This window comes from Maribacter dokdonensis DSW-8 (assembly GCF_001447995.1).
GTDB lineage: Bacteria > Bacteroidota > Bacteroidia > Flavobacteriales > Flavobacteriaceae > Maribacter > Maribacter dokdonensis.
On the sequence record NZ_LDPE01000002.1, the window covers coordinates 647,039 to 664,531 of the forward strand.

Below are 17,493 nucleotides of genomic sequence, written 5' to 3' on the forward strand. Positions count from 1 at the left end.
TAGATCTAAAACTTACTTGCTTCTGTTCAATAACGGTAATAGAAGAAAAGATATTGCACCAAAAACAACTATCATTAAAGTCTGTGCGATCCAAATGATCCAACCAAAGGCATCTCCAGATACAGAACTTATTCCAAAGATGGCCAAAGCACTACTTACTGCTATTGGATAAAGTCCTATACCACCGTTTGTTGTTGCCATTGCAAAGGCTCCAGCAACGAAGGCTACCAATAGTTGACTTAGTGTCAGGGAAATGGTTTCTGGCACGGTAAATTTAATAATCCAAAGCATGCCGATATAACAGCCCCAAATAAAAAATGTATGCAGAATGAACAGCCATTTATTTTTCATTTTAAAAATGCTGAACACGCCATCAAGTAATCCTTTTACAAAGGTTTTAATTTTATTGGCTATGGCACTATTAGATTTTTTAATGAAAAATATAAACAGCAAGAACAGGGCTGCGCCTAGCAATGCCATAAGTATTAGGGTGGTTGCGTTAAAACCACGTTCTTGTAGAAGTCCTAAAATGATATCTGTTTGAAGAAAAAATGCTATAGTAACTACTAAAAGCAGCATTATTACGTCTATAACCCTTTCTGTAACGATAGTGCCAAAGCCTTTTTCAAAAGGAACATTTTCGTAAGTGGTCAATGCGGTTGCCCTTAAGATTTCTCCTGTTCTGGGTATACCAAGGTTGGCAAAATAAGAGGTTAGAATTATTAGAATATTGTTTAAAAGCTTGGGCTTATACCCTAAAGGTTCTAAAAGGTAATTCCATCTGATAGCTCTGGAAACATGACCAAGAATGCCCAATAATACCGAAAGGAATACATAAAGCGGATTGGCTTCTTTAATATAAAATAGAATTTCCTTTCTATTCTCAGGTGTAGTAGAATTGTAAGAGTACCAAACCAAAAAAACTCCCAAGGCAATTGGGAGTATAATTTTAAGATTTTTTTTCAGAGTGTCGGTCAACTTCTAAGTTAATAGGTTGTTTTCTTCATTAGGGAAAACTAAAGAAGGGTTAAATTTCTTTGCATCTTCAATATCCATCCAAGTATAGGAAATTAAAATTAAAACATCACCAACGGCGACTTTTCTTGCGGCGGCACCATTTAAGGTTATCTCACCGCTTTTTCTTGGACCGGGAATAATGTAGGTCTCTAATCTTTCACCATTATTGTTATTGACAATCTGAACCTTTTCACCACGAATAAAATTAGCGGCATCCATTAAATCTTCATCAATTGTAATACTGCCAACATAATTAAGATCGGCACCGGTAACTTTTACACGGTGTATTTTAGATTTAACTACTTCTACTTGCATAACTTCAATTAATTTAGGGCTATGTTATCTATTAACCTTACGTTCTCTACGTAAACGGCAATAAAGGCCCTGTATTTTAAATTATTTGTTTTTTCAATTATGGGTGTTAGGGTTTCGACATCGGTTATATCAAAATACTCAAGTTCAAAATCATTCGTTCTTTTAAACTCATTAACTACCCATTCTTTAATACTCAGAGCATTATCCGTGCCAAATTTGATTTTGGCAGCCTTTAAGGTTTCGTAAATGAATGCTGCTTTTAGTCGTGTTTCTTTGCTTAACCTTTCGTTTCTAGAACTCATGGCCAACCCATGATCTTCTCTGACAATTTCACAACCAATTATTTCAACCGGTATTTGTCTTATTTCGGTAAGTTTCTGTATAATACGTAGTTGTTGAAAATCCTTTTCACCAAAGTACGCCCTAGTAGGGTGTACTACAATAAGCAATTCTTCTACAATGGTGCCTACACCGTTAAAATGATCATCTCTAAATTCCCCTTCCATGACTTTGTCCAAACCCTCAAAATCGTAAATTTTTGGAACAACGGTTTTAGGATATATTTCAGAGACTTCCGGCGTAAATACAATGATGTCTTCAGATATTTCGGAAATTAAATGTAAATCAGCATCTAAAGTCTTAGGGTACTTGTTTAAATCTTCTAAATTATTGAACTGTGTAGGATTTACAAAAATACTGACTACGACTTTATCATTCTCTTCAACAGCTTTCCTTATTAAAGATGCATGCCCTTGATGTAGCGCTCCCATGGTAGGTACAAGACCTAAATTTAGGCTGCTGCCAAGTTTATTAAGTTTTTCCGTAAGTACTTTTTTCGTCTTTATTACCTGCATTGAAAATTGCATTAGCGAGCAAACTTACTATAATTACTGCTAATCTCTATATTTTTTGTAATTTTGCGGTTACGTTCCAGTGAAAAATAAAATATAACCTTTATGAATGGTAAAAAGATATTGTTTGTATCTTCTGAATTAGTTCCTTACTTACCCGAAAACGAAGTTTCCTTAATGTCTTATGAAGCACCTAGAATGGTCAACAGCAATGGTGGCCAGATTAGAATATTCATGCCTAGATATGGAAACATCAATGAAAGAAGACATCAGTTACATGAAGTAATTAGACTTTCTGGAATGAATTTGGTCATTAATGATATGGATATGCCATTGATCATTAAAGTGGCATCTATTCCAAAGGAAAGAATTCAGGTTTACTTTATTGATAACGAAGAGTACTTTAAGCGAAAAGCAACCTTTACGGATAAACAAGGAAACTTATTTCCGGATAACGACCAACGTGCAATATTTTTTGCAAAAGGTGTTATGGAAACCGTGAAAAAATTGAATTGGTCACCAGATATTATACATGTTCACGGTTGGATGGCGAGTTTATTGCCGTTGTACTTGAAAAAGTATTATGCTGATGAGCCACTTTTTGCTGACAGTAAAATTGTATTGTCGGTATACGGTAAAACATTTGAAGGTGCCTTGGATAAGGATATGATCAAAAGAATTTCTTTTGATGGTATACCTGAAGAGGAAATTGCTTCATTAGGTGAACCTACCTATAATAATTTGTTAAAGGTGGCTGTTGATTACTCCGATGCTGTTATTTTAGCTTCGGAAGATATTCCAGATGAATTGGAAAGCCACATTACCAACCAAGAAAAACCAGTGTTGCCATATGTCCCTGTTCAAGAATTTGAAGAGGCTTATGCAAATTTTTATAACACCGAAGTTTTAAAATAATCTGAATGAATTTTATTGCTAAGTCCGCTTTCCCTAAGTTTTTGGGATTGTTTTTGATATTGGGTCTATTGGTGTCTTGCGAGCAAGATTTAACTACTATAGGCTCTGGAGTAGTTGGTAATGAGCCATTTGCTACGGGTATAGAGGTTTATGATGTTTTTGCTTATAATAAAAATATAGAAGCGGTACAGACCAATAAATTAGCAGTTTATCAATTGGGTACGTATAACGATCCGGTTTATGGTAGAACAGAAGCTTCTGTAACATCGCAAATATTTCTTAGTACGGCGAATCCTTCCTTCGGTAGTTTTTCGCAAGATAAAGAGGATAGGGCGGGTACTGCAGATGAAGCAATAACTACGGTTCAGGAAAATGAGACCGTTGAAGAAGTTTATTTATATATACCTTTTTTAACAAATTCATTGGATACTGATGGAGATGGTGTTGCCGATGAGTATGATGCCGAGCCAGAAAATAGTGATAATGATAATGATGGTGATGGGGTTTCCAATATTATAGAAACTGCATCGAATACAGATCCCTTAGATGACACAAGCGTAGATGCTGATCGAGATGGTCTTAATGATCCGGACGGCGCTACTATATTTGCCGACAATTTTGCGGAAAAGGTAGAATTGGATAGTATTTATATTAATGGAGTAAATTATGATGATGTAGCAAAGTCTCCATTACCAAAATTTAATCTAAAGGTAGAGCGTTCAACCTTCTTTTTAAGAGATCTAGATCCAAATGCCAGTTTTCAGGAAGCACAACAGTATTATTCTAATCAGGTGTTTTCACCGGATTTTGTTACAGGCGATCCATTATTCCAAGGGGATGTAGAAATTATTGATGAGGAGATTTTAATTCGGAATGAAGATGATGAGTCTACTGAAGATGTGGATGAGTCACAAACTTTTACAAAATTGCCACCGGGAATAAGGGTAGCATTGGACAATGATTTTTTTCAGGAAAATATTTTGGATAAAGAGGGTAGTTCAGAATTGATCAGTCAATCAAATTTTACTGAATTTATTCGTGGGCTTCATTTTTCAATTGTTGATAGTGATGGTAATGATGTTCTTTTTATGTTCGATTTAAGAAGCTCAAATATTACTATGACGTATAGTTATACAAACTATGATACCAATGGTACAACTGATGATACAAGTGATGATAACCCAAATAATATTTTAGAAAGAGATTTTACCTTTTCATTTTTAACACAGAATACATCTACAGGTGTTATCTCTGGAAATGCGGTGAACACTATAATTACAGAGAATTATGGTCCTCAAATATTAGAGAGTTTAGATACCGGTGAAAATGCATCAAGAATATATTTAAAAGGAGGTCCCGGTACTTATGCTGAAATTAATTTATTTGAAGAGGATGGTGGTGAAAATATTTTAGAGCAAATTAGAAGTGAGAATTGGGTGATAAATGAAGCAAATTTGGTTTTTTATATTGATAGGGATCAATTAGATGCAGTGGGTAGTACTTTAGAGCCTCCAAGACTTTATCTGTACAATGCCGAAAATAAATTTCCCTTAATTGATACGTCAAGTGATCAGGCTTTAGCTGTAGCTGGTACTCCAAATTTATTTAGTTTTTACCCGAATTATGATGGAGTAATTCAAAAAACGAACGGGAAAGGGGTGCTTTATTCTGTGAAAATTACCGATCATATCAATGATATGGTAGTGAGAGATTCAACAAATGCTACACTTGGTTTAACATTGTCAACCAATATTCAGAATTGGAATATATCCGATGCAAAGGTTACCAATGGTGAAGAAGAATTACCTATTACTTCTACGGTTACACCTTTGGGTACAATTTTGTATGGCGGTAATTTAGAGACTACCGATCCAAATTTTGATAAGCGTTTAAAATTAGAAATCATCTACACCAAGGCAAATTAATAGGTTGTTCTAGTTATTTTTGTCATTATTTTGGATGTTGACATACCACTTATACATAATTTACGTTGTCTACACTAAATGGTTTAAGTCTATTGGCGCAATTATTTAATTTTGTTGCCTTAGGATTTGAACTCAAAATACTCAAATAAAAATTAATATGTGCGGAATTGTTGGTTACATAGGACATAGGGAAGCGTTTCCTATAATAATAAAAGGACTTCAGAGATTAGAATATCGTGGCTATGATAGTGCTGGTATTGCATTATATGATGGTAGTCAAATTAACCTTTCGAAAACGAAAGGTAAAGTAGAAGATTTACAGAATAAGGCAAAAGAAATTTCTCAAGCTGGAAAAATAGGTATAGGTCATACACGTTGGGCAACACATGGTGTTCCTAATGATGTAAACTCGCACCCGCATTATTCCAATTCCGGAGATTTGGTCATCATACATAATGGTATCATAGAAAATTATGAGGCTATTAAACAAGAGTTGACCAAACGTGGGTATACCTTTCAATCGGATACTGATACCGAAGTACTTGTTAATTTAATAGAGGAGGTTAAAAAAACCGAAGATGTTAAATTAGGAAAAGCTGTACAAATAGCACTTAATCAAGTAGTGGGAGCATATGCTATTGCTGTATTTGATAAAAGAAAACCAGACGAAATAGTTGTAGCTAAATTGGGAAGTCCATTAGCGATAGGTATTGGTGAAGATGAATTTTTTATTGCTTCAGATGCTTCACCATTTATAGAATTTACTAATAATGCTGTTTATCTTGAAGATGAGGAAATGGCTATTATTAGACTTGGGAAAGAAATAAAACTTAGAAAAATTAAGGATGATGCCGTTGCCTATCCTAGAATTTTAGAGCTTCAAATGAATCTCGAAGAAATAGAGAAAGGTGGTTATGATCACTTTATGCTAAAAGAGATTTATGAGCAGCCAAGAGCTATAAAGGATACATACAGAGGGCGTTTGTTAGCAGATCAAGGTCTGATTAGAATGGCGGGAATTGATCTTAATATGGAAAAATTCTTAAATGCTAACAGAATTATAATAGTTGCGTGTGGTACTTCTTGGCATGCTGGTTTAGTGGCGGAATATATATTTGAGGACTTAGCAAGAATTCCTGTTGAAGTGGAATATGCTTCAGAATTTAGGTATAGAAATCCGGTAATTACCGATAAGGATGTTCTAATTGCAATTTCACAATCTGGAGAAACAGCAGATACCCTAGCGGCCATTAAATTGGCGAAGGAACGTGGTGCTTTTGTATTCGGTGTATGTAATGTAGTAGGGTCTTCTATCGCAAGAGAGACAGATGCTGGTGCTTATACTCATGCCGGACCGGAGATAGGAGTTGCTTCTACCAAGGCTTTTACTACTCAAATTACGGTATTGACACTCATGGCCCTAAAGTTGGCAAAAGCTAAAGGCGTTTTTTCAGAGTCTAAATACCACGAATATTTAACTGAGTTGGAAACAATTCCTACAAAGGTTGAAAAATCCTTGGAATCAAATACATTGATCGAAATAATATCCGATGTATATAAAGACTCAACTAATTGTCTTTATTTAGGAAGGGGATATAACTTTCCAGTGGCTTTAGAAGGTGCGTTAAAATTAAAGGAAATTAGTTACATTCATGCGGAGGGTTATCCAGCGGCTGAAATGAAACATGGCCCAATAGCCTTAATAGATGAGCATATGCCAGTTTTTGTAATTGCGACCAAAAAAGGTCACTATGAAAAGGTGGTTAGTAATATCCAGGAAATAAAATCTAGAAAAGGTAAAATAATAGCTATTGTTACTGAGGGTGATGAGCAGGTAAAAGAGTTGGCCGATCATGTAATTGAAGTGCCAGAAACTTTAGAGAGTTTAACACCATTATTGACTACGATACCTTTGCAATTGCTGTCGTATCATATTGCAGTAATGAGAGGTTGTAATGTTGATCAACCAAGAAACCTTGCCAAATCTGTAACGGTGGAATAAAAGAAAATTATAATAATTTAAAAAAGGGGTGTGATCGCAATCACACCCCTTTTTTTGTTCAGTCAAATAATAAATTTGGTAGATTAAGTTGATTTTTAGTTGATTGCAAAAGAAAAGTTAATTGCGTTTTTACTAGTAAAACAGCTATATAATTATTAAAATAATACTATGCATGCATAATTTTTTTCAAATTACTATTATTGGTATAAAATAATCTGTATCTTAACCCACAACTAATTTTAAACTATAATTAAGAATGAGAGCAATACTACTTTTAGCATTGATGATTATGGGAACCTTTACGTATTCCCAAACTAATATCAGTGGTAATGTTGTTGACCAAGACAACGTGCCTATCCCCGGGGCCAATATTGTTATTGTTGGCAAAACCATTGGGACTGTAACAGATTTTGATGGTAATTTTAATTTGGCTACATCAGAAGTGCCACCTTTCAAAATAGAAATATCAAGTATTGGTTATACAAGTAGTACAGAAGATATTACTAGTGCAAACCAAACTATTACTGTAGTTTTAAATGAATCTCAGACCTTTTTGGATGAGGTAGTCATATCTGCTTCAAGAACTCCTGAGCGTATTTTTGAATCTCCAGTTACGGTAGAGCGAATTGGTATTTCAGAAATAAAGAATACCACGGCTGCCGATTTTTATGGTGGCCTTGAAAATCTTAAAGGTGTAGACGTTAACACAAACAGTTTAACATTTAAATCGGTTAACACCAGGGGTTTTGCATCTTTTGCCAATACACGTTTTATGCAACTGGTAGATGGTATGGACAACTCTACACCGGCATTGAATTTCCCTATTGGTAATTTAGTTGGTCTTATAGAACCAGATGTGTTAAGTGTTGAATTGTTGCCTGGGGCATCATCTGCACTATATGGGGCAAATGCATTTAATGGAATTTTATTTATGCGAAGTAAAAGCCCTTTTGACTATGAAGGTATCAGTGTATCTATTAAGCAAGGTATTACTTCTCAACAAGCTTCGGGAGATAATTCTTATACTGATTTTGGTATTAGGGCTGCACATAAGTTCAGCGATAAGTTTGCGGCTAAGGTTAATTTTGGTTACTTAAAAGGTACGGACTGGGCTGCCAATAATACAGATGATAGAAACACTGTTGGTGGTACGCGTGATAACCTAAACTATGACGGTATTAACGTTTATGGTGACGAGGTTGCTACCAATATTAAAGAGGTTGCACTTACGCTAGAGGGCTTAGGTGTTTTACCTTCTGGGGCAAATGCTTTGGTGCCTTCTGAAATTGTTAGTAGAACCGGGTATAATGAAAGTGATCTTACCAATTACAATGCAGAAAGTATTAAAGCGGATTGGGGCTTGTATTATAGACCCATTGAAGATAATAGTTTAGAAATTTCTTATGTAGGTAAAGTGGGTACAGGTAATACTATTTATCAAGGTACTAATAGATATAATATTGCTGGTTTCTTTCAAGAACAACATAAATTGGAAATCAAAAATGATAACTTTTTTGTAAGGGGTTATGTAGTTGGTGATAAAGCTGGTGATTCTTATGATATGGTTTTTACCGGAATTAATATTAACAGAGCATGGAAAGATGATAATACATGGTTTGGTGAATATACGGGTGCATATGTACAGGCAACATTGGCAGGTGCTACTGATCAGCAGGCACATGCTGCTGCAAGGGCACAAGCTGAATCTGGTAGACTATTGCCAGGTACGCCAGAGTTCGAAGCTGCATTTAATAGGGTAATAAAGGATCCGGATTTAAGTGTAGGGTCACAATTCTATGATCAATCTAAATACTACCATGCTGACGCCAATTATAACTTTAGTCATTTAATTGATTGGGCGGAAATACAAGTTGGTGGTTCCTTTAGAGAATATAGTTTAAATTCTTTAGGTACTATTTATACAGATTCAGAGGAAGACGGACCTATTGATTATTCAGAATTCGGAATTTATTCACAGGTTCAAAAGACTTTGCCTATGGCAGGAGAAAAAAGTTTAAAACTAACGGGGTCTATCAGGTATGATAAATCTGAGTTTTTTGATGGTTTTTATTCTCCAAGATTGTCTGCAGGTTATACATTGAACAGAAATCATAATATAAGAGCGTCTGCTCAAACAGGATTTAGAAATCCTACTACTCAGGATCTGTTTATTGGTTTGGATGCCGGTAGAGCAATTTTAGTTGGTTCTGCACCTGATAATTTAGAGCAATATTCAAGAAATTTTGATGTTAGTGCAACAGGTCAGTTGTTAGGTCAACCTTCGTCGGTTACACAAACTGGTGCAGCTGCATATAATAATTCTTACTCCGCAGCTTCTGCCACCGCTTTGGCTGAGACAGGTGACCCTTCGGTTCTTGAAGTTGCAAATCCAGATTTAGTGAAGCCAGAAAAAGTAACTTCTTTTGAAATCGGGTATAGAGGTAAGGTCGATAAATTAGTTATTGATTTTAGTACCTACTATAACAGCTATCAAGATTTCATCTCTCAAGAGGTAGTTGTTGCTCCTTACTATGGAGAAGTTGGTGATGGCGGACTTTCAGTTGCGGCAATAGCTAATGGAGATTTCCAGGCATATAGTACATACACCAATACTGATGCTAATGTTAATTCTTATGGAGCATCTATTGGTCTTGATGTTAAGGTGTTGGGTAATTTTGATTTAGGTGGTAGTTATACATTTACAAAACTGGATTTTGATCGTGAAGCCAATCCAGATGTAATGCTGAACTTCAATACTCCAGAACACAAGTTCAAAGCTTCTTTTGGTAATAAGGAACTTTTTGAAAATTTCGGGTTTAATGTGTCCTATAGATTTAGCGATGATTATTTCTGGGAAGCTACTTTTGGTAATGGTGTAATCCCTGAATTTCATGTAGTTGATGCGCAAATTAACTATGAAGTTCCAAGTATAAAATCTTCTTTCAAATTAGGGGGTACAAACCTAACGGGTAAAGAATATAACACTGCGTTCGGTACGGGTCTTATTGGGTCTATGTACTATGTTTCTTGGACAATTAACAACTAATTAAAATCAAAAGTTGAAATGAAAAACTTAAAATATTTATATATTTCTTTAGGTGTCTTGGCTTTTACGGCTTGTAACGACCCAGAAGATGTTGATTTAGAACCAGAGGTCATTGTAGAGGAATTGCCCGCGTTAACTGCTGGTTCTGCAGATTTCTCTAATTATGTTTCATTAGGTAACTCTTTAACGGCAGGTTTTACAGATGGAGCTTTATTTCAAGCTAGTCAGACATTGTCTATGCCCAATCTGTTATCGCAAAAATTTAGCCTTGCAGGTGGGGGTAGTTTTAGTCAACCTTTAACCAATGATAATATTGGTGGTCTTGCACTTGCGGGTACTAGAATACAAGATCCTAGACTAGTATTTGGTGGAGCGGGTCCCGTTTCTTTAGAATCTTTAATTGGGGATGTAACCGTTACCACGGATATTGCTTTAAATAACCCAACAGGACCTTTTAATAACCTAGGGGTGCCTGGTGCAAAAAGTTTTCATTTGTTAGCGCCGGGATATGGTAATATAGCTAACGTACAATTAGGTCTTGCTAATCCTTATTTTGTAAGAATGACCGGTGCAACGCCAGATATTAGCGTTTTAGAAATGGCAGTTGGTCAGTCCCCTAGTTTTTTCTCTTTATGGATAGGTAATAATGATGTATTAGGATATGCCACTACAGGAGGTGATGGAACAGATCCTATTACACCTATTTCCGGTGCGCCAGGTCAAGGTTTTGATGGTAGTTATGGAGCTTTGATCGCAACGTTAACTGCAGGTGGTGCTCAAGGGGTCGTTGCCAACATTCCTAATGTTACAGATGTGCCTCATTTTACAACAGTGCCACATAACCCATTAGATCCTACCAATCCAGATTTTGGAGATCAAATTGCTACTTTAAATGGCATTTTTGGGCAATTGAATCAAGTGTATGCTTTCTTGGGTGTGCCAGAGCGCTCCATAGAATTTTCCACAACCGCGGCAAGTGAAGTCGTAATAAGAGATGAAACCTTGACCGATTTGTCAGCTCAAATAGCTGGTGTACTTAGTGCAAGTCCTACATTTCCGGCTTTTGTACAATCTTTTGGACTGCCGGTAGAAGCTGCGCCTTTAGTGGCGGGGTTATTGGGTAGTACTTATGGGCAAACCAGAGAAGCAACTGCAGATGATTTGTTCGTATTACCAAGCTCTTCTATTATAGGAACGGTAAATACAGAATCCGTTGCTGCTCTTATGGCTGCAGGTTTACCACAGACATTGGCAGGTCAGTTTTCAGTAGAAGGTATTTCATTGCCTTTAGAAGATAAATGGGTGTTGATTCCTAGTGAGCAAGAAGAAATTGCCGTGGCTACAGCGGCTTTTAATCAAATTATAGAAGCTACGGCTAATCAAGCAGGTTTAGCTCTGGTTGATGCAAATGGACTATTGAACCAATTGGCGAATGGAGGAATAACAAGTGGTGATTTTACATTAACCTCAAATTTGGTAACTGGTAGCGCATTCTCTTTAGATGGTATACATCCAACCGCAAGAGGATATGCATTGTTGGCTAATGAATTCATGAAGGCAATAGATGCAACGTATGGTTCTAATTTTGAAGAATCCGGTAATTTGTTGAACGTAGGAGATTATCCTACGAATTACCCGGCAACACTACAATAATTGTGTGTAAAATATGAATTTAGGAAAGGTGCTTTTAGGGCACCTTTTTACTTTTGTAAAAAAGAAAAAAAACAGTTTTTCTTTAAAATTGAAAACTATATCTTTGCAGCCTGAAAATGAGAGCATATTTTTCAGGTTTTATTAAACGTAATATATAAACATATAAGTAATGTCAAAAGTTACAGGTAAAGTTTCGCAAATCATTGGCCCCGTAGTTGATGTAGAATTTCAATCAGGTGCAGATCTTCCTAAAATCTATGATTCTTTGGAAATTGTCAATAAGGACAAATCAAAATTGGTTTTGGAAGTTCAATCTCATGTTGGCGAGAATACGGTAAGAACTATTTCTATGGATTCTACCGATGGTCTTAGTAGAGGGGTTGAAGTAGTGGCTACAGGTAGTGCGATTCAAATGCCGGTAGGTGATGACGTATATGGTCGTTTGTTCAATGTAATCGGTGATGCTATCGATGGTCTTGGTAATTTGCCTAAAGCAGGTGAAGCCGGTCTTCCAATACATAGAGAAGCTCCAAAATTTGAAGATCTTTCTACATCTACAGAAGTTTTGTTCACTGGTATTAAAGTAATCGATTTGATCGAGCCTTATGCAAAAGGTGGTAAAATTGGATTATTTGGTGGTGCCGGAGTAGGTAAAACGGTATTGATCCAAGAATTGATCAACAACATTGCTAAAGGTCATGGTGGTCTTTCAGTATTTGCAGGAGTAGGTGAAAGAACTCGTGAAGGAAATGATTTGCTTCGTGAGATGTTGGAATCTGGTATTATTAAGTACGGTGATGATTTCATGCACTCTATGGAAGATGGCGGATGGGATTTGACGAAAGTTGATAAAGAAGCTATGAAAGGTTCAAAAGCGACATTCGTTTTTGGTCAAATGAACGAGCCACCTGGAGCACGTGCTAGAGTTGCACTTTCAGGGTTGACAATTGCTGAATATTTCCGTGATGGAGCAGGTGATGGTCAAGGGAAAGATGTACTTTTCTTCGTAGATAACATTTTCCGTTTTACGCAAGCAGGTTCAGAGGTGTCGGCGTTATTAGGTCGTATGCCATCTGCGGTAGGTTACCAACCTACGTTGGCTACGGAAATGGGTGCTATGCAAGAGCGTATTACGTCAACTAAAAGAGGTTCTATTACTTCGGTACAAGCGGTTTACGTACCTGCGGATGATTTAACGGATCCAGCACCGGCAACAACTTTTGCTCACTTAGATGCAACAACTGTATTGTCTCGTAAAATTGCCGAGCTTGGTATTTACCCTGCGGTAGATCCTTTAGATTCGACTTCAAGAATTCTTACAGCTGAAATTTTAGGGAAAGAGCATTACGCATGTGCGCAAAGAGTAAAAGAGCTTTTACAGCGTTATAAAGAACTACAGGATATTATCGCCATTTTAGGTATGGAAGAATTATCTGAAGAAGATAAGTCTGCGGTAGGTAGAGCAAGACGTGTACAACGTTTCTTATCTCAACCATTCCACGTAGCAGAGCAGTTTACAGGTATACCGGGTGTTTTAGTTGATATCAAAGAGACTATCAAAGGATTTAATATGATTATGGATGGTGAATTAGATCACTTGCCGGAATCAGCTTTTAACCTTAAAGGTACTATTGAAGAAGCGATTGAGGCTGGTGAAAAAATGTTGACTGAAGCGTAATTAAGTTCAGAGTTTAGAGTTCAGAATTGAAACTCATAGCTCATAACTCATAAGTAAAAAAGATATGTATTTAGAAATTGTATCACCAGAAGCAACCTTATTTGCTGGCGAAGTAACATCAGTTACAGTACCTGGTATAAATGGTGAGTTTCAGATGTTAAAAGATCACGCTCCAATTGTTTCTTTATTACAAGAGGGTAAGGTGAAAGTTGCGGGCAATATAACTCTAGATAAAGAGTATGCGTCTAAGTTCACTAAAGATGCTGCCGGAAATACAGTTTTACAAATTTCTAGCGGTACTATTGAACTTAAGAATAATAAAGTAATTGTACTAGCGGATTAATTAGTACATTTTATTATAAATTAAAAAGGCTACACTTAAAAGTGTAGCCTTTTTTTATTCCTTTTCGTAAGCAAGAATATCGGCAGGTTGGCAGTCTAATGCCTTACAAATAGCATCCAGTGTAGAAAAGCGAATGGCTTTTGCTTTACCTGATTTAAGTATGGATAGGTTAGCTTCGGTAATACCAATCATTTCAGCCAGTTCTTTGCTTTTTAAATTACGGTCTGTTAATACGGTATTTAAGTTAACGACAATGCTCATAATTATATGGTTAGGTCGTTTTCTGTTTTTATATTATATGTCATTTTCAAAATATCACTTTGAATAATAAAATACAATCCAACTATTGTTATGAATACTTGAAGGAGTAAATTATTATCAAATATAATTTCAACTGGTACATTTAAAATTAATTGTTTCACGAATACTAAGGCGTAAGTTAGGTAGTTTAAAAGTGAACTAAATATTAAGGACTTACCTGATTTTTTTAGATTGATTTGAACTGATGGACTGAAACCTATATTTTTTGTCATTATCCCAGCTACGTTCTTTAGGTATTTGACTCCAATTATTAGTAAGATATAGCCAAGAATAGATATGACTAATATTAACCATGAAATTGCATCCCATTCTTGGACGAAATTATTTTCTTGAGCAATAGAATTCAACCCTAAAGGACCAAAAAATAATATTACTAAAAGTCCAAGACAAAGGGTATAAAATAGAATATCTATTAGTACTTTAAACAGTTCAGTGTGTCGCATAATTATATAGTTAGGTCGTTTTCTTGTTTTAGACGATAGCCTTCTTTAATTAATTGGGCTATAATAAGTAGAAAAATAGCTATTACTAAAAGTGATATTCTTCCGCTTAGTGCCGTTCCAAAATTTTTGCCTAAGGTATATGAAGCTGAGACACCATATTCTAAAGTTATTTCAAAGGATTTTTCTATTAACCTTATAAAGAAAATTAATACAGAATAGGCTATAAGTCCGTTACCGACCTTTCTAAATATAGCACTATTTTTTTCTGTAAATATTGTATCCGTTTTAAATTCAGGTATTACTTTTCTAAATTTCAAAAGAAGCCAGAATATATAACCTTGTAATAAAACAGTTGGTAAAGGAATTAGAAGCATTAGCATCCAGCTATTTTCTTCACCAGAATATTGAAGCAAATCAGATTTTGTTAGAACGTATTTTGATAGTTCACCTAAGTTTATAATTATAGATATTAGTACGGAGAAAATTAAAAAATTAATAAGCCATTTGAGTGCAGTAAGAAGACTTTTCATAAAAGATATTATTGTTTAACGATAACAAATATATAAAAATTATCGAAAAACAATAATAAAAATAAAATTTATTGAATTATGATGTCCTCAAAGAAATCAATTCCCAGTCTTGACCCAAAGAATGATAAGTGCAAATTTTCTCAAAACCAACGTTGTAATGTGCACCTAATGACCTGCTGTTTGTAGCATCAACTTCGGTAATTATGGCATCATATTTTGGGTAAGAGGCTTTTTTCATGGCGTTATAGAGTCCACGGAAAACACCCATTTTTCTATGGGTCTTGGCAACACAGATTTGCCCCATGGTAATAAAATTTTGAATGTTTACATTTTCTAATTCGGTAAACATTGGTCTTAGAACTGAAATTTCATCTTTAAAATCATCAGTCATTGAAAGTGCGTAACCTACTACTTTATCACCATCTTTTGCGATAATATGGGGGCAGGCGTTGTTCATTCTAGTTAGCACATCTAAATTGTGACGTACGGTTACAAATCCTTCTTGTTGCATTTCTAGATCGGAAACAGCTGATTTTAAGTTCATCTGTTGTAAAGAAAGAATTTGTATTAATTCTTCTTTGGTTGTGGCGGTGGTATATATTAAGCTCATTTATTCAACTTTTAGCCAAGCTTGGCGGGCTTTTAATACTTTTTTAGAAGGAGCTTTGTCATTTTTCTCCACTAAGTTGATGGCATACTTTGGTTCAGAGGTTAAAATGACCTCAGTTTTTCTTTCCATACCATCTCTTAAAAAAGTTATTGAAAGAGTGTCTTCTGGTTTGAATCCTTCATTGATAAACGTATTAAATTGAATTCCATTAGGGAATGATTCTCCGTTTATTGAAGTAATGATATCGTCTTTATCTAATCCGGCAAGGTAAGCCGGACTCCCAATTTTGGTATTGCTTCCAATTTTACCGTTTAAATCATCTGTTATAGATACAGCGGCACCAAAATAGGCTATTTCTGCATTTTGAGACATACTTATGCCAACTGTTTTAAATAGTTCGTTATACTGCGGCATTTCGCTTTTATAAACAAAACTATTAAAGAAGTTATTGCCGAATGTTTTACCAGCGTACGTGTTCAATAGTTCGTTCAAATTTTCAATGGTATAAGGTTTTTCGGTTTTACCGTAGGTTGACCAAACCAGCTTCATAAAATCATCTAAATTAAGACCTTCATTACGTAGTTGTAAATCTAAAGCTAACCCAAGAACACTGCCGTAAGAGTAATATGAAATAAAGGTATTTTCTCTATTAACGGGGTCTACGGAAGTTGCCGCATCTACAAAAGGAGCTTGGTAACTCATTTCTATAGGGTTAAAGAATTGTCTTGCAGGTGAATTCCACACATAGTTAAAAGTGCCTGTTAATCCTTCTACATATTTTTCAGGTGTAATTAAGCCTGCCCTGCATAAAATAAGGTTGGTATAATAACTTGTAAAGCCCTCTGCAAACCATAATTCACCACTCATGTTTGCTTCTTCAAAATTAAACGGTTCCAAAGATTTTGGTCTAATACGTTCCACATTCCAGCTATGAAAAAACTCATGTGAAACGGTCCCTATATTTCTATCCATACCACCATTTGATAATGTTCTGGTGCTGGTCAAAATTGTAGAATTTCTATGCTCCATGCCATCACCGGAAGCATTTGGTACATAGCAAGCAATAAAAGTATAAGAACCATAATCAAATGCGGGTAGCTCTCCGAATATTTCTTTTTCGGCAAGAACCACTTTTTTTACTTTCTCAAAATATGTGGATGCTTCTTCTTCGGTACATGGATCATGTAACGCTAATTTTATGGTTTGCCCGTCTATATTGAATTCCCTTAGTTTGTGATTGCTTAATTCGGTTGGGCTATCCATAAAATATTGCAGATTTGGAGCGCTATAGGTTTTGTTTTTTATTAAAGGTAATTGTGTAGCTATCTTCCAATTTAAATCATCTCTGGTTTTGAAATCTACAGTGATTTTTCTTGTGCTTAGGGATGGTGCGTACATAAAGGTTGCCGGTATATTCAAATGGGCGTGTGTCTCATCAATTTGAGAATACGTTCCGTCCGCTCTATTGGCATAAAGTGTATAGGTGATTTTTACAGTGCCATCATGTTTAGGAACAAGCCATTCATATGGGTTGTTTTTTGAAATGGGTAGTGCATCTCCCTTACTGTCAAATGCCTTTAAGTTATATACGTTTTTAGCGAATTCATGAAGTGCATACCTACCTGGTGATGTACGGCTCATCCTAAGTGATAAAGTGTCTTCAACTATTTCGTTGAAGGTTGCTGAAATATCGGCTTCGTGATGTACCGCATTATCAAATGATATTACATAGGTACTAGATTGTGCGGTAATACTTGAAATATGTAATCCTAAAAAAAGTAAAAGGGTGAGATAGCGCATATCTTAGATTTTTAGCTAAGATAATGAAGCTGGTAAATGAATGT

General features: G+C 35.6%; 15 protein-coding genes. 7 read left to right on the forward strand and 8 right to left on the reverse strand.

From position 1 onward, the window contains the following. Window positions 1-12 precede the first annotated feature (12 nt). From I600_RS12385 to panC, 3 genes are read right to left on the reverse strand one after another with little or no spacing between them, the layout of a single operon-like run. A complete protein-coding gene (locus tag I600_RS12385; RefSeq protein ID WP_058104843.1) occupies window positions 13-978 on the reverse strand; it encodes a lysylphosphatidylglycerol synthase transmembrane domain-containing protein in 966 nt (321 codons plus the stop codon). A 3-nt stretch (window positions 979-981) separates the two neighbouring features. Beyond that, window positions 982-1,332 carry an aspartate 1-decarboxylase gene (panD, locus tag I600_RS12390; protein ID WP_058104844.1) on the reverse strand — a complete coding sequence of 117 codons (351 nt, stop codon included), beginning with the start codon at window positions 1,330-1,332 and terminating at the stop codon, window positions 982-984. A gap of 8 nt (window positions 1,333-1,340) precedes the next feature. Further along, window positions 1,341-2,186 carry a pantoate--beta-alanine ligase gene (gene panC / locus I600_RS12395; RefSeq protein WP_058104845.1) on the reverse strand — a complete coding sequence of 282 codons (846 nt, stop codon included), beginning with the start codon at window positions 2,184-2,186 and terminating at the stop codon, window positions 1,341-1,343. 102 nt (window positions 2,187-2,288) lie between these two features. Between panC and I600_RS12400 the strand changes: the two genes are divergently transcribed. From I600_RS12400 to I600_RS12430, 7 genes are all read left to right on the forward strand, one after another. Further along, a complete protein-coding gene (locus tag I600_RS12400; RefSeq protein ID WP_058104846.1) occupies window positions 2,289-3,098 on the forward strand; it encodes a glycogen/starch synthase in 810 nt (269 codons plus the stop codon). Window positions 3,099-3,103: 5 nt separating this feature from the next. After that, entirely contained in the window at window positions 3,104-5,023 is a 1,920-nt protein-coding gene (locus I600_RS12405; protein WP_058104847.1) for a DUF4270 domain-containing protein, read from the forward strand. Between the two features lie 157 nt (window positions 5,024-5,180). After that, window positions 5,181-7,025, forward strand: a complete 1,845-nt coding sequence (gene glmS / locus I600_RS12410; protein WP_058104848.1) for a glutamine--fructose-6-phosphate transaminase (isomerizing) — start codon at window positions 5,181-5,183, stop codon at window positions 7,023-7,025. 256 nt (window positions 7,026-7,281) lie between these two features. Next, window positions 7,282-10,071, forward strand: coding sequence for a TonB-dependent receptor (locus tag I600_RS12415; RefSeq protein ID WP_058104849.1), 2,790 nt, complete (start codon window positions 7,282-7,284; stop codon window positions 10,069-10,071). Between the two features lie 18 nt (window positions 10,072-10,089). Then, complete coding sequence (locus I600_RS12420; RefSeq protein WP_058104850.1) at window positions 10,090-11,724, forward strand: SGNH/GDSL hydrolase family protein; 1,635 nt, start codon at window positions 10,090-10,092, stop codon at window positions 11,722-11,724. Window positions 11,725-11,893: 169 nt separating this feature from the next. Further along, window positions 11,894-13,402: a F0F1 ATP synthase subunit beta gene (gene atpD, locus I600_RS12425; protein ID WP_058104851.1), complete on the forward strand. Its 1,509-nt coding sequence runs from the start codon at window positions 11,894-11,896 to the stop codon at window positions 13,400-13,402. A gap of 64 nt (window positions 13,403-13,466) precedes the next feature. Further along, window positions 13,467-13,745 (forward strand): F0F1 ATP synthase subunit epsilon, encoded by a 279-nt coding sequence (locus I600_RS12430; protein ID WP_058104852.1) that lies wholly within the window; start codon window positions 13,467-13,469, stop codon window positions 13,743-13,745. Window positions 13,746-13,799: 54 nt separating this feature from the next. Here I600_RS12430 and I600_RS12435 read toward each other — a convergent pair whose 3' ends face one another. From I600_RS12435 to I600_RS12455, 5 genes are all read right to left on the reverse strand, one after another. After that, window positions 13,800-14,006: a helix-turn-helix domain-containing protein gene (locus I600_RS12435; RefSeq protein ID WP_058104853.1), complete on the reverse strand. Its 207-nt coding sequence runs from the start codon at window positions 14,004-14,006 to the stop codon at window positions 13,800-13,802. Window positions 14,007-14,008: 2 nt separating this feature from the next. Further along, complete coding sequence (locus I600_RS12440; protein WP_058104854.1) at window positions 14,009-14,509, reverse strand: DUF2975 domain-containing protein; 501 nt, start codon at window positions 14,507-14,509, stop codon at window positions 14,009-14,011. A gap of 2 nt (window positions 14,510-14,511) precedes the next feature. After that, window positions 14,512-15,039: a DUF2975 domain-containing protein gene (locus I600_RS12445; protein ID WP_058104855.1), complete on the reverse strand. Its 528-nt coding sequence runs from the start codon at window positions 15,037-15,039 to the stop codon at window positions 14,512-14,514. Between the two features lie 76 nt (window positions 15,040-15,115). Continuing rightward, window positions 15,116-15,649 carry a GNAT family N-acetyltransferase gene (locus I600_RS12450; protein WP_058104856.1) on the reverse strand — a complete coding sequence of 178 codons (534 nt, stop codon included), beginning with the start codon at window positions 15,647-15,649 and terminating at the stop codon, window positions 15,116-15,118. Beyond that, window positions 15,650-17,449 carry a M61 family metallopeptidase gene (locus I600_RS12455; RefSeq protein ID WP_058104857.1) on the reverse strand — a complete coding sequence of 600 codons (1,800 nt, stop codon included), beginning with the start codon at window positions 17,447-17,449 and terminating at the stop codon, window positions 15,650-15,652. It lies immediately after the preceding gene. Between the last annotated feature and the right edge of the window lie 44 nt (window positions 17,450-17,493).

Bases quoted from the DNA above. Each gene is read 5' to 3' on its own strand.
- atpD (WP_058104851.1), top strand. From the start codon at position 11,894: ATGTCAAAAGTTACAGGTAAAGTTTCGCAAATCATTGGCCCCGTAGTT.
- glmS (WP_058104848.1), top strand. From the start codon at position 5,181: ATGTGCGGAATTGTTGGTTACATAGGACATAGGGAAGCGTTTCCTATA.
- I600_RS12430 (WP_058104852.1), top strand. From the start codon at position 13,467: ATGTATTTAGAAATTGTATCACCAGAAGCAACCTTATTTGCTGGCGAA.
- I600_RS12450 (WP_058104856.1), bottom strand. From the start codon at position 15,649: ATGAGCTTAATATATACCACCGCCACAACCAAAGAAGAATTAATACAA.
- I600_RS12445 (WP_058104855.1), bottom strand. From the start codon at position 15,039: ATGAAAAGTCTTCTTACTGCACTCAAATGGCTTATTAATTTTTTAATT.
- I600_RS12415 (WP_058104849.1), top strand. From the start codon at position 7,282: ATGAGAGCAATACTACTTTTAGCATTGATGATTATGGGAACCTTTACG.
- I600_RS12455 (WP_058104857.1), bottom strand. From the start codon at position 17,449: ATGCGCTATCTCACCCTTTTACTTTTTTTAGGATTACATATTTCAAGT.
- I600_RS12435 (WP_058104853.1), bottom strand. From the start codon at position 14,006: ATGAGCATTGTCGTTAACTTAAATACCGTATTAACAGACCGTAATTTA.
- I600_RS12420 (WP_058104850.1), top strand. From the start codon at position 10,090: ATGAAAAACTTAAAATATTTATATATTTCTTTAGGTGTCTTGGCTTTT.
- I600_RS12405 (WP_058104847.1), top strand. From the start codon at position 3,104: ATGAATTTTATTGCTAAGTCCGCTTTCCCTAAGTTTTTGGGATTGTTT.
- panD (WP_058104844.1), bottom strand. From the start codon at position 1,332: ATGCAAGTAGAAGTAGTTAAATCTAAAATACACCGTGTAAAAGTTACC.
- I600_RS12440 (WP_058104854.1), bottom strand. From the start codon at position 14,509: ATGCGACACACTGAACTGTTTAAAGTACTAATAGATATTCTATTTTAT.
- panC (WP_058104845.1), bottom strand. From the start codon at position 2,186: ATGCAGGTAATAAAGACGAAAAAAGTACTTACGGAAAAACTTAATAAA.
- I600_RS12400 (WP_058104846.1), top strand. From the start codon at position 2,289: ATGAATGGTAAAAAGATATTGTTTGTATCTTCTGAATTAGTTCCTTAC.